Below are 15,821 nucleotides of genomic sequence, written 5' to 3'. Positions count from 1 at the left end.
AAGGATTGAGGATAACAATGGGTACTTTGCTCGAGCAGGATAAGTATCGATACGCCGTTGAGAAAATGCCTAGATTCCAGCGGTTATTTCGTTGTTGCCAAGAGTGCAGGTTCAAGCCTATGCAGTTGGTGTATCGACTGCTGTTTCGCTGGTGCCGTCAGAGGAATTTCATCGAGTTAAGCCATCAAACGGTTATCGGTGGTGGCCTGTATATCGGACATCCTTATTGCATCACCATCAATCCTCAAGCCGTTATTGGGCGGAATGTCAATATCCATCGAGGGGTTGTTATTGGCCAGGAGAATCGTGGAAAGAGAAAAGGTGCTCCAACGCTTGGTGATGACATTTGGATTGGAATCAATGCGTCAATAGTGGGAGGAGTGAAGGTCGGGAACGACGTAATGATTGCTCCTGGGGCCTTTGTGAATCGCGACGTGCCAAGTCACTCGGTAGTTATTGGCAATCCTTGCATTATCAAGCATAAGGATCATGCCACCAAGGGATATATCAATCATAAAAGTCAGTGACGTGGTATTGCAAAAAGCAGGGAATGAAATGGGAGCTCACAATAGCATTAAACGTATCATGCATCGCATTGGTGAGGAATGCAGATCGACTGCAGAAATCGCCCGCTTCACATCGTGGCCGGAGGCCTTGGAGACCTTCATGGCCAAGGTGGATATTCAAGTCATGAATCGTAACGGTTTCAAGGAGCCGCCGTCTGTTCGCAAGCGCTTGATACACAAGCATGAGATCCTGATGAAGTATTTTGAGAAGCGCTACGGCGACTTCTATGGGAAATACGATTTCAACGCCCCTATGCCTGTAAGTGACCCGGCCTTGGAAAATAAAATCTGGGTGTGCTGGTGGCAGGGATTGGATAATGCACCGTTGATTGTGCAACGATGCGTGGAATCCATTAGGCGGAATGCCGGTAATCGTGAAGTGATCGTCATTACTGACGAGAACTATGAACAGTATGTGCATATTCCGGATTGGGTGAAGGCCAAGCAGGAGGCTGGTATCATCACAAGAACCAACCTTTCGGATTTGCTGAGACTCTCGCTGCTGGCGGAACATGGTGGTCTCTGGTTGGATTCCACCTTCTATTGCTCAGGCCCGCTAGAAGAGATGGTATTTAGCAAGCCGCTATGGTCCATCAAACGGCCTGATTACCTGCATTGCTCGGTCGCACAAGGTTATTTTGCCGGTTATTCTCTGGCATGCGATGTTGAGCATCGATGGATTTTCCGAGCCATTCGGGACTTCTTCCTTGAATACTGGAGGACGAGTAATTTCATGGTCGATTATCTAATGGTTGATTACATGATTGCGCTCGCGCAGCGATATGACGAGCAGGCTAGGCGTGACTTCGGGGCTATTGAGCCCAATAATCCACAATGCGATGACCTGTTCAAGTGTTTAGGTGATGTCTTTAATGAGCGTCATCAGGAGTCATTAATCGCCGATACATCATTGTTCAAATTGACATGGAAGCAAGAGTTTCCCACCGAAATCAATAGTGTCGAAACTTATTATGGAAAAATACTCAACGGCAATTTGCGTCGAAATTAGTTTTTCCAGAGGTGTTGATGATTCGCATAACGAAGACCAAAACATTCCAGTACGCGTGGCTGTACCTTATGTTACTTATTCCGGGCAGCTGCGCGATGTCACGCTATCTGAATACCACATTGGTGTATGGCGTGATTATTGCTATATATGCCCTGCTTGCGTTGTTGAGCGCAAAATATAGGAATGTTTATGTGCTGTCGTTTTGCCTTTTGCTTGCATTGGCAACGATTGTTATCCGATTGAAAACAGGAGGTGTGGGGCCCCTAACTTTTCTTTCTAACGCAGCGATGCTGGTTGTCACCTATATCGCAATGACTATTGATCGGAGAATGTTTCTTACCCGATTCGTAAGAATTGTTTGTTTCTTTGGCATCATCAGTGTGTTATTTTGGGCGGCGTTTTGCATTAACCCTTCGCTGGTGAATGCATGGCCTGCAACATCATTCTGGACGCAGAACTTGGGGACGGGTCAATGGGCCACTGTGCTTCATGGAAAAGGACTCTGGCTTTACTCGTATCTTGAAATACACGCAACCCGTAATTGTGGTTTCTACACTGAACCTGGCGTGTATCAGATTGTACTCAATGCTGTTTTATTCGTCCTGTTATTTTGGAAAAAGAAATTATATTTTGATAACGAGAAGCAATATCGTACGGCGACCGTCATTGTCTTGCTCACACTGATTACTTGCCAGTCGACGACCGGTTATCTTTCTATGATGGTCATCTTGTTGTGCTTCTTCTTTATGCGTGGCAGAGAGCGAGGCATACGTACGCTGAAACAAAAGCTTGCAGTGCTAGTGGTCGCCATTACGGCGGTGCTGATCACTGATTATTTGTTTCGCGGGGAAGAGAGTCTCCTTTATGTTCAAGTGCTGAACAAACTATTTGGTGGAAACATTGGCGGTGGTATCAATTTAGAGGATAGCACGGGACAATATCGTTGGATTACAGTGATGGCTAGTTTGAAGGCTCTTTCCATGGACCCGTTCGGTATCGGTTTTGACGCATTCTATGCGATACGAGACTCATTTGACCCAGCAGCAGTCGCCGCTAGCATTGCGACCTATGCTGCGGTGTATGGAGTGATTTTCTGGCTGGCGATGATGATTATGATTTTCTATCCAATGGTTCAACGGGAACCAAAGAAAATACTTATTGCCGTATTTGCTTTTATGTTTATCAATTCCACGGTTAGCGAGACGTATTTGTTCTATCCGGGTCTCATGATGTTCCCGATTTATCTCAGCTCCTATTTGACGTATAAGCGGTCCAGTGCCGCTGGATATGCAATTGCTAGACATAATTCTCGTGACATGCTGATGGCTTCCGGGCTGATGAATACTAAAGAGGTGATATAAATGGAACAGACTTTGATACTTGTTCCCAGCAACAGTTTCTATTATTTCAACAGTTTAAAACTGCCTAATGTGGTGGTTTCTCCTGTGTTTCGAGAAGTTCATGGCGCGTCCGAAATGGTTTGGAAAGCAATGAGGAAGCTGAGGCTTGCTGCCAGCTCGCTGTTCTATACTGATTGGTACAAGGATTTGCAGTCGTTTTCCAAGATCATTGTTTTTGATTTGACGGCATGGCTGGATCCGGCGTTATTGCGCAACATTAATCGACATAAAAATCCTGACGCGAAATGTTATCTATATTCCTGGAATATTGTTCGCGACAAGCAGGTTGTCCTTGGCCATCTTGCGGCGTGCAGGAAATATGGTTTCTCATATTATTCATATGACGAAAATGACTGCAAGCAATATGGATTCCGCTTCAACACCATCATGTATGACGAGAACTTGCGTCTCCCGGAACGTGCTCTGACGTCAGATATGCTGTTTCTTGGTTTTCTCAAGGATCGCAAGGCAAAAATGCTTGCTTTGCATCAAATTATCTCCGATGCTGGCATGAAACCGGAATTCGTAATTGTTGAAAACGGTAATCAGCATGAAGATCTGCCATTCACCATTCGTCACTCATATGTTAATTATGCGGATTATCTCGATATGGTTTCGCAAAGCAAGGCGATTTTGGATATCACGCAGCAAGGTCAGAACGGATTCTCTATGCGCGTGATGGAATCCATTTTCCTCAACAAGAAACTCGTTTCGACTAACATGGCTCTATTGTCAGCGAATTTTTATGATCCCAATAATATTCTGGTCATTGATTTGCAGAACCCTGATGAAGAAGCGCTTACCGTGTTCCTGCGTTCCGAGTTTCACCCATATTCTCAAGAGACAAGACACTACTATTCCGTCGGCTCATGGATCAATCGTTTTCAACAATGATGGTGCAGACGAATAATGGCAAAACACATTAAAAAACATTTTTGGAATAAGCGGCCATCCGAGGGTATGAAATCGGCGGTAGCATACACATTCGCATCGCTGTTTTCTAAAGGTTTGGCCTTTGTTACTGTGCCAATTTTTACCCGAATCATGTCAACTTCTGAGATGGGCACAGTCAATCTGTACAATTCTTGGCAGTCGATACTGACGGTCGTGGCGACGCTCTCGTTGACTTACGGCGGATATATGGTCGCGTTGAAGGAATATGAGCATGAGCGCGATAGGTACGAATCTTCAGTGCTGACGCTCACGACGTTCACATCAATCGTATTCTTTGCCGTATATTCCGTTGCTCCCAATTGTTGGAGTCGCATACTTGGCCTAGACAAATCGCTGTTGCTGCTGATGCTAGTTGGTTTCCTATTGCTGCCGGCTACGGAGTTCTGGCTGGCAAGACAGCGTTACGAGTATAAGTACAAGGCAGCAACACTGGTGACGATTGGCTCCGCCATTGTGGCATCAGCACTTTCCATTGTCGCTGTATTGTATATGCGAGGAAGCGGAAAAGCGGCCGAAGGACGATTGTTCGCGAATTATGCCGTGCTATATGCTGTTGCTCTTGTGCTATGGGTATACATCATGGTGCGAGGGCGCAAGTTCATTTCCATGCGGTATTGGAAATTCTCGCTTGCTCTGAGTGTGCCTCTTATTGCGAATCAGTTCGCCACGCAGATTCTGAATAATTCCGGTCGCGTGATGATTGGTTGGTTCGTTGATAATTCCGCTGTGGGCATTTATGGCACACTTTCCTCGGTGAGTACCGTTTCTGCAATCGTATGGTCGGCAATTAATTCTTCGTTTATCCCATTCCTCTATCGGAATATTGATGATTCCGAAGGCAAGAAAAGAGTTCGGAGCCTCGCTTCGATTCTGCTACTCACCTATGCTGCAGTATGCGTATTGATGACTTTCCTAGCTCCTGAGGTGGTCAAGATAATCGCAACTGATGAATATATGGCAGCGATCTACATCATGCCGCCAATTTCTGCAGCCATTTTCCAGAACGCTATTTCCAATATGTATGCAAACGTGTTGTTGTATCACAAAAAAACTTCATACATAATGATTGCCTCTATTTGTGGCGCAGTACTGAATATTGTACTGAATGCAGTACTGATTCCTCTATTTGGATATCAGGCAGCGGCCTATTCGATGTTGATTGCATTCGTATTCTTGTCGTATGTGCAAATGCGTGTGTCCAAAAAACTGCACTTCACTATCACAGGAACCAAGGAAACCGTATATGATGACAAAGCCATTATCGGTATACAATGGCTGGTAATTGTGCTTTCCGCCATTGCGATTCCTCTGTATCACTTCACGATTATTCGTTATATAGCAGCATTTGTCCTGATGATTGCCTCCTTGTTCCTCTACAAAAAGAGCAAAAGATCTGTCTGATATAGAAAGGAACCGCATTGTTTGAGAAATTAATGAATCATTTCCGTAATGCTGAGAAAAATGCTGCTTATTACCGAAAGCTGGGTTTAAAGCTGGGGGGGGGGCTTCGAGATTCTCAATGGCTGGGATTTTGGAAGTGAACCGTGGTTGATTGAAATCGGCGATAATGTCAGGATTACATCTGGTGTTAGATTTGTGACTCATGACGGTGGCGTGTGGGTATTGCGTCATAAGTATCCTGAGCTATCCGATATCGATCTCTTTGGGAAAATTCGAATTGGCAATAACGTGCATATTGGTTTTAATGCCATTATTATGCCGGGGGTAACAATCGGAGATAATTGCATTATCGGATGCGGCACTATTGTTACGCATGATATTCCTGCAAATTCCATCGTAGTGGGTGTGCCGGGTAGGGTGATCGAGTCCGTTGGTGAATATGCGGCTAAACATGATGACGATTTTATGCATACTAAAAAGATGGCTACTGGTGAGAAAAAAGCTTTCGTACTTGGCCATCTAAAATAATGGGAATATTTTTAATGAGATTGTTCTTGGAACTGGCCGAAGCAATATAGCATTATGCTTCGGCCAAGGTTCTAGATGCTTACTTTCGAATAAACATTCCTGAACGTTCCATCTCTGTAAGGGATTGTTCGTAACGACTGTTGTCGGTCTCTTGTCCCAGCACCCATTTGCAAAACTCGGTCAAACCTTCCTGCAAGGAAATCGACGGAGTGAAATCAAGCAGCTTTCGTGCCTTTTGGGTATCAGCGACATTATGTGCGATGTCTCCGATGCGGAAATCACCGGTAACGTTCAGATTGCTGGTACTGCCATAGATTCGTTTCAATGTCTCAGCTATTTCGATGACACTTGTTCCGATTCCGCTGCCTAGGTTGATGATTTCTCCGTTCGATGCGGCCGTATTGATAGATTTGATGACCGCGGAAGCAACATCCTTTACGTGGATAAAGTCGCGGCTTTCCTTGCCGTCTTCAAAGATATTGATGTCTTTATTGTCCAAAAGCAATGAGGAGAAGATGGAAAGAATGCCAGTGTAAGGATTCTTCAATGATTGGCCTGCTCCGTACACATTTTGGAAACGGAAGATGGTGTAATCAATATCCATCGCAGGGCACATTGTCTGAATCATCATTTCTTGTGAAAGCTTGGTGAACGCATAAAGAGAATTTGGGGTGGTTTTGCTGTCTTCGGTGGTGGGCATTAAGGTCAAGGCGGTATTGCACTTGTCGCAATGCATAGTGAAATCGCCTTGCATCATATCTTTAGTTTTGCGTCCACGGGGGTAGACTACGCCACAGTTTGGGCATTGATACTCGCCTTCGCCATACACAGAACGCGATGACGACAGGATAACTTTGCGTATAGTGTTGCTTTTCCCCTTGAGCGATAGTGCTTGAAAAATATTTGACAAACCCATGACATTGACCTCGTTGTACTGGTTGATCATGTACATGGATTGCCCGGTACCGGTTTCTGCCGCAAGGTGCAAAACAACATCTACCCCTTCAAGGGCTTTCTGGACTGTTGTGAAATCACGCACGTCTCCACGGATGAAATCACAACAATCTTTTATGGATTGGAAAAGATATGACTTTTCAGGATTGTTGCCATGAATTTGTTTGGTCAATGCATCTAGAACGCGAATTTCGTATTCATCATGAGCGCTCAGTTGTTTTACGATTTCGCTACCAATAAAACCTGCGCCGCCTGTTACCAGAATCTTCGTTGTCATATGTCTTGAACCGTTCTTTTGTAGAAACTTGCCCTAGAAGGAGGGTATGCTTTCAGTATAGTTCGAACTATCTTATTTGGTATTTACCTTCATAGGCGATAATTGGCAATCCCTCGAGTCGGAATGACGAGACAAAATATTGTTGGTGTGCTGTTGGCGTCATCGACGGCGGGGATTGGCATCTGGGCGGAGATAAAATTGGATGACGGGGTACTTGGTGACGCTGTTTTCGGTGAGATGATAGAAAGCGTATATGGATAGTTCAACTGAACCGAAGCGGATCATGCGTTCTTCCCGTTGTCAATGTTCGTGGCTCGGCTGGTAACGGGGAATGACGCAGCCGTCTCAGTGGAACCATCGCAACTATCATTCTCGCCTGCATCGTACCCGGTTTGATATGGATGGCGTCGGCGGCCCCCTATCGGTTAGCGAGGTCGCGCATAAGATGTAAATTGCGTTATTTTTATCTCAAGGGTGAAACTTAAGAGCACATAGAATCTCGGGGTTATCTAAACTGACTCGAACATTTGTCCTTTGTACTGTAAGATTCAGAGCAAAACGAGTGAAAAATACACGACGAAGTTACTTGTGAAAGATAGTGGTTATGCCTGGAACATTTGGGGTCAGAATCTCACCGGAAGCTCGAAGGGGAGAGGGCGGTGAAAATCAGGTAAAGGCTTTTTTCTCTGACACTTTCCAATGGTGCATAATGTCTAAGGACATTGATTTTGGCACTGATTTATGGGTGATGCCGGTGAGCGATGAGGGAATTCCTTCATTTGTGGTTCTTGGTGTGCAAGTAAAGAAAGGAGTAAGCTACTTCAGGCATCCTAAAAAGGATGAGCAAGGTAATGTGATTGGCTGGTGGTTCGGATTTGATGCCAATCATGAAGCTTCGTGGACTAATGGGAGAATTGCTCATATTGTTGTTTTGATTTCTGATGAAGGGACAATGTATTGGTCCAAGATTGAATCTTCGCAGATCGACCACTCTTGTCAGATGCCCAGAATTCTTGTACGTAAGGACCATGTGCTGAAAAAGACGGACGAGGAGGAGCTCTCCGAGTTCGCATGCAGCACGTATGAGAAGTCTGTCTTCAATGGAGCTGTGTGGAATGGTCTGACAAGCATTAAAAAACAGGATCGCATTCGATTCGCAATGCTTGTTCCTCGTGTAGTTGCTCCACATGCAAATAAACATGTAGATAACTTAAAAGGTCATGAGGCCTTGGCTTCCTTGCTATATGGGAATGAGAATGGCATAGAGCGATACTGGGCGGCGGGAAGTGGCTTCATGGCTGACGCGGCCATGCAGAAAGGAAAGAGAAAAGATGAGGCATGGGCTTCATCTGATTGGTGTTGGAAGGCGGCCGCGGCTTTTTATGATTACCTTGATGGACGGGGTGGACGCTTGGATGGGCTTTTTTCGGTTGCGAAATCTCCTGAAGAGCGAGCCGCATCGGCGGTAATGCAATTTGCCTTTGATATAGATAATAATGATTGGAGTGCCGCTCTTCAACATATTGAAGCTGTTATGACTTATGATCTTTATCCTGTAGATAAAGCGTGGCTGTTGGTCCACGAATCATGGGTGATGTTTGAACTCGGTCGTAGGGATGAAGCTATTTCTGCCGGTTCGAATGCAGTGAGTCTTTGCTTGCAGAATCCAGATGATATTACCGCTAATGGAATCTGTGGCGCGGCAATGAGGTTGCTGTGGCAATACGATTGGATTTGGGGAAACGTTAAGTCATCTGGAAAGCAGGTTTATGTAGCTGCGGTGATTCAGTCATCCGACAATCCAATTTTCTGGTGGCTCGAATTGGGAGAGCGTAGCATTGCGGGTAACGCAGTGTCGAATCGGTGGCTTCATAGCATTGGAGAAGCAGAGAAAACCCATTCGCTAAGACGACGTTTTATCTCCCTTATTCTTCAGACGGCATTTCTCGGTGACAGAGATGCGTGGAAAAGATATTGCTGTTTGCAGGCAGAAAATGCGTATGCTCAGATTGAGGATGATAATGGGGAGAGAGCGAACATCGTCAATGTGCTTGAAATGTTTCGGCGGTGTTCTTCCAAAGACGATTATCGGAAAGTACTTCGGTCCGCCATCCAGAGAGCTTCAGACTCCAGGATTGTTGAATATGCCGAAACTGTATCGTTGAATGAGTCCACGCATTCAACGGCACTGAATGATCTGACGTTGTTCCAGTGCATAGGTGATTATCTTTCTGCAGATAAGGCTGATGAAGTTTGCCGTTGGTGCTTGACGACGATGGCATCTAGGCAGGAATACTCTCAGAAGGTTTCTGCAACGTTCGATATTCCAAGTGAACTGTTCGAGACGCTTAAAGCTTGTTATAGGGCGGCAAATCGAGATGTACAGGAAAAGATTGAGCAATGGTTCTTGGAGTTGCCTTGCGTAGGGGAAAGCTCTGCCTCAGAAGCGCAGAATTTAACAATCTTATTTCCGGATTCTTTCTGGAGTGATGGCAATTTGACAACCTTGCTGCAACGAGGCGATGATGGGTCTTTACAGCAATGGTACGAATATAAGCAAAGCTCTCATGATGAGGAATCGGAAGCGCAATGGCACGTAAAGGTGAAGAGCGGTCAAGTTGATGTAATCAAGAGCATTGATGATGCGAAAAAACTTTCTGAGGATGAGATTCAAAAAGTCTCCGATTGTTTTTCTGCATATTGTGCTGAGGCAATAGCAAGCTACGAACAGTCTGGAGTTATTGCTGTTCATGGTGTGGATCACATGCTGAGCGCATTCCTCTTCTGTGGATATGCTCATCCGGAATTAGTTGATTGGGATTCATTCGCGAAGATTATGTTGTCCAACGCTGAGGCGCTTCAAGACAAAAGATGGCCTTTGAAATTCCTTATACATTTCAGTAATGAATTGCCTGATGGAATTCGAGAGGAACTTTTCAGCATGTTGTCGTGTTTTGTCAAAAGCTTTGAGGATAAGGCCAATATTGTCTATTGGCTAGCGTATGAGGCGATGGCATCACTGTGTGAGGATGAACGTCAAAACATTATTGACTATTTGATGGCAAATAATCGCTTCGATGCGGTTGCGCGTATAGTTCAACGTTTCCCTTCCGAGAAATACGTGCAGTTGATGGTTGCCATGCTGAAAATGGGATCCGTTGACATGTGTGATGCCGTAGCTGGCGCATTGGCCAAACTTGAGTTATGCAATCTTGGCGGTACAACTGTATCCAAGATTGTTGATGACATAATGAGGAATGGTACCCTTGCTCAGAAAAAATGGGTGGCTGAGGTGGTGGTCGAATCCACTGAAGAAATTCCTGTCGAGATGAGAGAACAACTTATCGCTATGGAAGATTCAATAGGTGCATCTAAGAGAAAAGCATTGAAAGAAAGACTGGACGCTTAGTGGATAGAGGGCTGCAGACGTTTCTTTGGAGGTGGCTTCACTGTCATTTGCTGGTGGCGTTATCCCTATGTCGTGCCCAAGCAGCGACAATGTTATGGAGGCGCAGGTGTACAACAGGAAAAAACCGAGACCTGTGCCAATCATCAGCCAGACCTGTCTGGTGGTGAACGGTTCCATGTACCACTTATAGGCAGCAATCAGAATGAACAGGTAGATGAATCCGAGGAAGCCGTCGTTGATTCCTATCATTCCGGGGATGAAGCTGGTCAATCCCCATATGACCAGCACGGTCGCGGCCAGCGAGAAGTGGCATTCGCGGCCAAGCGCCTTCAATCCCTCGGCCAGGAAGGGGAGCGGCGCCAGGAAAATGGCGTAGGCAGTGGCGTACCACCACACGCCCATGCTCAACGGCATGACGCTCTTCATCATGAGTTTCATGCTGAGGTCGGCCCGCCAAACATGAGATAGAACGCCACGAATGCGAGGCTCCAGAACAACAGCTCGCGCTCCATGATCCACACGCGTTTCAGGTTGGATTTGATGGGCTGTTCCCTGTCGAGGAAGAACCATGCGGAGATGGAGAAGAAGATGGCCACGCCGACCTTGCCGCCGCCGGCCATGACGAGCTGGAAGAAGATCCGCTCCGGTCCCAGGGGGAGTTTCAGCACGTCATAGCCGTTATGGACGATGAAGTGATGCGTGAGGATCATGAACATCGCGATGATGCGCAACAGTTCAATGCTGGAGTTCCGCCCTTTGCCTTTTGGAGCTTAGAAGTGGACTGAAGCGACATGCTTGACATGCACGATGTTGATTCCCATATTTTGAATATTTCCGTTCGCGATTCTGTCTCGTATGGGAAATACTACGAAAACTAGTGATAATGAAATGAAATTGTCCAACACGGTCGAACAATGAGTTGGCCATATCGGACGGGTATGTTGACTATTTATTGAGTTGTTTTTATAGAGCATCTTCGTGATCTTCTTCCACGTAGTTGAATGTGTCCTCCCACTCGTCCTTTAGAATGGTGCCAGCGCTATCGTGCCACGATAGCGCTGGCACCGACCATCCTAATGTAATTCATGTCTGTATTGGATTTTTACCGCACCAGCACAGTATGAATCATTCCTCTTGATTCAGTCTTTGTCTTTGCTGTCGTCGTCACTAGTGCCGTCGGTTATTTCCTGATGTGTGTTATTCTCAATCATTTTCTGAATGGCTACCACGCCTGCAGCTCCGATGGCAACGCCACCAGCAACTAATGTGATGACAAGTCCAGCTGGCCCTCCGACCGTTTTTGCCGCTTTGGATAATGCTGCATAACTCCACATCCTTATGTCTCCTTTTGACACGTGAAATCTTATTGACAAGAATACGCCGTTTGTTGAGGTGACACGTTTGCCTCCAAGTGATGCGATTTAACCACGTAGTGGCCCTGCCGGTCAGCGGGTCCTGTACTCCCATTTATACGCTTGCTCTTATAGCCGCCGAGTTTCTTGATGGCCAGCAGGCTGGACTGCTTGGGCAGATGCGCGTTTCGATCATTCCCTAGACGTCAGTTCCTCGTTCATCCACGAGAACCTGAATTCTATCTGGGATTTGGGCCAGGGATTTGCGGTCCCGAGGCTGTTCGCGAGTATCTGCTTGGTCGCTGGGGCAGCTTTTGGCAAGTTTCATAATCACGTCCCTTTCCCTCTCATCGACGAGCGTTTGTGTCTGGTGCCGGACATGACTCGTGATGTCCCATCACGATTTCTCTCCTTTCCTGCCGGGGTTGTTGAACTCGTCATAGACGGCGAGTGTACCGACCTTGTTGTCCATGACTGGTGTACCGTCCTGCGCGATCCGCCCGGCTAAGTTGAACAGACTGGCATCATCAGAGGTTCTGCCATGCTCCGCAATCATGCCATGGTCCGAACTTGCTTGCCGTGTAACGGCGACTTATCCCCGTATGGGGCTTCTTGGCCAGTACCGGCAGCAGGACTGCTGGGCTCCTGACTGTCGCCCCTGCCGTTCGTGTAGGAGCGGGAAGGGAGTCCACGCGTCTGCCGTTAGTGGTGTTAATTTTCATTTTGAACGTGTGTAGACTCGAGAGTAGAGTCTAGTTGTGCCGTGACGGGCTCGCGAGGTAGCGAATTGAGTCGATCTGGATGCTGTCTTCCTCATTAGCCTTGTGTTCGATCCATTTGATGGTGTTGAGACGCGCGAGGCGCTATGCTGATGTGGTCGAAGATTGGGACCAGTCCTTCGCGCGCACATTCCACTTTTTCGCTCAGCATCGCGACCACGTTCTGCATGTTCGAATACGAGAATGCGGCGGCTAGGGGGCGGACTTTTGATGTCGCCGCTGCCGATTGTGACGATGGTCGCGCCGAAATCTACCTGCATGACGCTGGCGTGTCAGTCGAGTTTTGAGATATCCGTCAGTCATCGTGCTATTTTTTCATGTAGTGCCGCACGTATGAATACGATTCCTGGAATCCCCCCCCCCACGAGCTTGGAATGGGCGGGTTCTAGTGATCGTTGCAACACCTGACCTACCGCAAGGAGGGTCAGGTGACCAGGAGCCACTGAAACGAAGACCGTGGCGGGGAACGCCGTTGGACGTTCAACGGCGTCGAATATCCGACGAGGAAGCTGATGTGCGCGGCGAGGCGCGAGGAGTACGTGCGTCTGCTGGACGAGGAGGGCATGAACTTCACCCAAGCCGCCCATGCGGTCGGGGTCTCCAAGCGCACCGGCAAGGTATGGCGCAACGGGCGCACCCGCGCCACCGGGAGGAACGAAAAGGCAAGCATAGACTGGTATCGTTCCACCATGGACAAACCCAAACGGATCCACGCGCGCTACCTCAATCAGGAGGAGCGCATCCTGATCGCCGACCGGCTGCGCCTGGGCGATTCGATCCGCGCCATCGCGCGCCTGCTGGGACGCGACCCCGGCACGGTCAGCCGCGAGGCCGAGCGCAACAGGAATCCCGAGTTCGGCGATTACGAACCCTACCAGGCCCAGCAGAAGGCGGCCGACCGGCTCAAACGCCCCAAACCGCGCAAGGCGGCCGACGGCACGCCGTTGTGGGCGGAGATACTGGCCGGGTTGCGCAGGCATTGGAGCCCGGAGCAGATATCCGGCAGATTGAAGGCGATGTTCCCGGATAATGGTGACATGCACGCAAGCGTCGAAACCATCTACCAGGCCATCTACCTGCAGGCCAGGGGTGAACTCAAGCAGGAGCTGAAACGCGCCATGAGGCAGGGGCGAACCGTCCGCAGACCCCAAGGCGGCCAAGGCCGCAAACCCCGTTTCCGCGAACCCATGGTCATGATCTCGGAGCGGCCCCCGGAAATCGAGGACCGGGCGGTCCCGGGCCACTGGGAGGGCGACCTCATCACCGGCAGCCGCAACAAAAGCGCGATCGGCACGCTCGTCGAGCGCACTACCAGGTTCACGATCCTGCTGCACCTGCCCGACGGACACGACGCCGAACACGTCCAGCAGGCCATCATCGACAAAATGGCCTCGCTGCCCAAACTCCTGCGCAATTCGCTGACCTGGGACCAGGGGGCGGAACTCGCCCTGCACAAACGGATCGGCGCCTCGCTGGACATGGCCGTCTACTTCTGCGACCCGCACTCCCCGTGGCAGCGCGGCACTAACGAGAACACCAACGGGCTCCTGCGCCAGTACTTCCCCAAAGGCACCGACCTATCCGTCTACCCGGAGGACTACCTCGACGCGGTCGCCGAGGAACTCAACGACCGGCCACGCAAAACCCTCGGCTTCATGAAACCAAGCGAGAAGATCATCGAACTGCTCGACGACGCGTGATAACCTCAACAACCGACAACGTGGCCATGGAAGGCCGCTCAAACCTCAGGTGTTGCAACCACCACTAGAATCCGCCGAGTGTGCCAGTGTGCTGTGCTTAGCGCTTACGCGGTTGTCTTTCTCCGCGTCCTGTTTTTCTCTCATAATTCTCTGTTGATCGCACGGATTTTTTAATGCCTGAATCGTAATGCGGTGCTGTTTCCGTATCTTATGAAGGCGTCATCATAGGGATTCTGTGGGAGATAGGACCTTCTCGACAATGATTTCGTCTAAAAGTCCTTCCGCATGCTGTATGGGCTGTTGCGCGCTTTTGTGGTAGCGCACGATGACTCTGCCGTAGAATTTGCGGTATTCGGTCAGTTCCTCTCCCTCGTAGCCGACATAGTGGGGGTCGTCGTCTTCGCTCTTTTCCAATGGGTCCCCGATACGCTTGAGACATGTGAGCCCCCAGAGGTCGTTGTTTTCTGGAAGACGTACCAGGCCGATCACGTTATTCCCCTTGTGCAGGTGTTCCGCATCTTTCCCGTTGTCGTTCCTTTTTCGGGACAGAAGCCAATCGGTGTTGAGCTCATCGGGTTTTCTCCTGAACACCGTGATGGGTTCGGTGCCATTGTAGTTGGTCATGAAACGGATTTTCGTCTTGCTGATCTCCTCGTCAGTGAGGTGGAGCAGGTCATTTAATTTAATATCTTCATTCATATCTACATGATAGCTCGTGAGGGCGGGTAGTGTCCGAAAAGTTGCGCGCTTTGGATCATGGCCGTCCATGGCACGATGATCAGTTCGCTTCCACGAGGTTGTCATCGAGCTGGGACATGTTCAGGTAGCGGCGGACGCCCATTCCCTGTGGGCGGGCGGCGTCTTCGAGAGCACGTTGCGCATGAAATGCACCATGCGCCGCCGGTAGCATTCGATCACCGCGGACTCGAACAGGGTGCCCTTGAGTTTCGGCACCTTCAGCTCGAGCCTGCCGGCCTTGGCGGTGAGCTTGCGTTCGTAGTGGCCGACCCTGTACGCCTTCCTCTCGCCGTTGCACTCGTATCTGGCGGCCCCGGTGATCTCGTCGGTCTGAAGCGTCGGGCATCGCGTTGAGGATCTGCGCCATCTTTTCGGTGATCAGCCGGTCGAGCCTGGTCTCGAGCAGGTTCTGGTCGATCTGTATGATGTCCGAGTGTCTTGGTTCCGTCTCCTGGCTTCCAATCGCGGTTTTTAGTTTTGGCGAATGAAAATCGTACACAGGACGCGGGCCATGCCCTCTTACGTCAGGGCCGGAATCCGAAAGTGCGCAAGAATTCGGGCGTTATCGAAAATCCCAAACGACTATTCGACGTATTTTGTAGCTATCCCTTGACGCATGATTTTGCGGCAACAATATGGGGTTTCCTTATCCTTGTCGACAGCTCTAGCGTGCGGAATGCTGCCAAACTGAAAATGAAGGATTTCTTACAGCGTCTGACAAATGCATTATTGAATGCTACCTTTGTTTTTTGAG

The 15,821-nt window shown here is 48.6% G+C and carries 15 protein-coding genes and 1 pseudogene; 9 read left to right on the top strand and 7 right to left on the bottom strand.

Going from position 1 to position 15,821, the window contains the following annotated elements:
• Nucleotides 1-17: 17 nt before the first annotated feature.
• From NBH13_RS05170 to NBH13_RS05145, 6 genes are all read left to right on the top strand, one after another.
• Nucleotides 18-527 (top strand): serine acetyltransferase, encoded by a 510-nt coding sequence (locus NBH13_RS05170; protein WP_250779186.1) that lies wholly within the window; start codon nt 18-20, stop codon nt 525-527.
• Complete coding sequence (locus NBH13_RS05165) at nt 490-1,575, top strand: capsular polysaccharide synthesis protein (RefSeq protein ID WP_250779185.1); 1,086 nt, start codon at nt 490-492, stop codon at nt 1,573-1,575. The genes NBH13_RS05170 and NBH13_RS05165 overlap by 38 nt, the downstream gene beginning before the upstream one ends.
• 68 nt (nt 1,576-1,643) lie before the next feature.
• Nucleotides 1,644-2,936: a hypothetical protein gene (locus NBH13_RS05160; RefSeq protein ID WP_250779184.1), complete on the top strand. Its 1,293-nt coding sequence runs from the start codon at nt 1,644-1,646 to the stop codon at nt 2,934-2,936.
• Entirely contained in the window at nt 2,937-3,869 is a 933-nt protein-coding gene (locus NBH13_RS05155) for a WaaS/CpsH family glycosyltransferase (protein WP_250779183.1), read from the top strand.
• 15 nt (nt 3,870-3,884) lie between these two features.
• Nucleotides 3,885-5,330 (top strand): lipopolysaccharide biosynthesis protein, encoded by a 1,446-nt coding sequence (locus NBH13_RS05150; protein WP_250779182.1) that lies wholly within the window; start codon nt 3,885-3,887, stop codon nt 5,328-5,330.
• A 147-nt stretch (nt 5,331-5,477) separates the two neighbouring features.
• Nucleotides 5,478-5,858 (top strand): acyltransferase, encoded by a 381-nt coding sequence (locus NBH13_RS05145; protein ID WP_250779181.1) that lies wholly within the window; start codon nt 5,478-5,480, stop codon nt 5,856-5,858.
• A gap of 79 nt (nt 5,859-5,937) precedes the next feature.
• On the opposite strand, the gene NBH13_RS05140 is transcribed toward NBH13_RS05145, so the two are convergent.
• Complete coding sequence (locus tag NBH13_RS05140) at nt 5,938-7,089, bottom strand: NAD-dependent epimerase/dehydratase family protein (protein WP_047379648.1); 1,152 nt, start codon at nt 7,087-7,089, stop codon at nt 5,938-5,940.
• A gap of 604 nt (nt 7,090-7,693) precedes the next feature.
• Between NBH13_RS05140 and NBH13_RS05135 the strand changes: the two genes are divergently transcribed.
• On the top strand, nt 7,694-10,498 hold the full coding sequence (locus NBH13_RS05135; RefSeq protein ID WP_284703016.1) for a DUF4365 domain-containing protein: 2,805 nt from the start codon (nt 7,694-7,696) through the stop codon (nt 10,496-10,498).
• Here the strand turns inward: NBH13_RS05135 and NBH13_RS05130 are convergent.
• From NBH13_RS05130 to NBH13_RS05115, 4 genes are all read right to left on the bottom strand, one after another.
• Nucleotides 10,448-10,927: a hypothetical protein gene (locus NBH13_RS05130; RefSeq protein ID WP_250779179.1), complete on the bottom strand. Its 480-nt coding sequence runs from the start codon at nt 10,925-10,927 to the stop codon at nt 10,448-10,450. The two genes, NBH13_RS05135 and NBH13_RS05130, sit on opposite strands and share 51 nt — an antisense overlap.
• 5 nt (nt 10,928-10,932) lie before the next feature.
• Nucleotides 10,933-11,229 carry an acyltransferase family protein gene (locus tag NBH13_RS05125; protein ID WP_250779178.1) on the bottom strand — a complete coding sequence of 99 codons (297 nt, stop codon included), beginning with the start codon at nt 11,227-11,229 and terminating at the stop codon, nt 10,933-10,935.
• A gap of 408 nt (nt 11,230-11,637) precedes the next feature.
• Nucleotides 11,638-11,832: a hypothetical protein gene (locus NBH13_RS05120; protein WP_250779177.1), complete on the bottom strand. Its 195-nt coding sequence runs from the start codon at nt 11,830-11,832 to the stop codon at nt 11,638-11,640.
• Between the two features lie 415 nt (nt 11,833-12,247).
• A complete protein-coding gene (locus NBH13_RS05115) occupies nt 12,248-12,406 on the bottom strand; it encodes a hypothetical protein (protein ID WP_250779176.1) in 159 nt (52 codons plus the stop codon).
• Between the two features lie 315 nt (nt 12,407-12,721).
• Between NBH13_RS05115 and NBH13_RS05110 the strand changes: the two genes are divergently transcribed.
• Both NBH13_RS05110 and NBH13_RS05105 read left to right on the top strand, forming a co-directional pair.
• Nucleotides 12,722-12,916, top strand: a complete 195-nt coding sequence (locus tag NBH13_RS05110; RefSeq protein ID WP_250779175.1) for a hypothetical protein — start codon at nt 12,722-12,724, stop codon at nt 12,914-12,916.
• A 225-nt stretch (nt 12,917-13,141) separates the two neighbouring features.
• On the top strand, nt 13,142-14,329 hold the full coding sequence (locus NBH13_RS05105; protein ID WP_502801760.1) for an IS30 family transposase: 1,188 nt from the start codon (nt 13,142-13,144) through the stop codon (nt 14,327-14,329).
• 222 nt (nt 14,330-14,551) lie between these two features.
• Here the strand turns inward: NBH13_RS05105 and NBH13_RS05100 are convergent, their stop codons facing one another.
• Together NBH13_RS05100 and NBH13_RS05095 are read right to left on the bottom strand one after the other, a co-directional pair.
• Nucleotides 14,552-15,028: a hypothetical protein gene (locus NBH13_RS05100; protein ID WP_250779174.1), complete on the bottom strand. Its 477-nt coding sequence runs from the start codon at nt 15,026-15,028 to the stop codon at nt 14,552-14,554.
• A 195-nt stretch (nt 15,029-15,223) separates the two neighbouring features.
• A pseudogene (locus tag NBH13_RS05095) lies at nt 15,224-15,530 on the bottom strand (transposase); the annotation flags it as partial.
• Nucleotides 15,531-15,821 lie beyond the last annotated feature (291 nt).

It is taken from the genome of Bifidobacterium intestinale, assembly GCF_023656765.1.
Classification (GTDB): Bacteria; Actinomycetota; Actinomycetes; order Actinomycetales; family Bifidobacteriaceae; genus Bifidobacterium; species Bifidobacterium hominis.
Note: the sequence above shows the minus strand (reverse complement) of the source record. Positions and strands in the feature narration are given on the sequence as shown.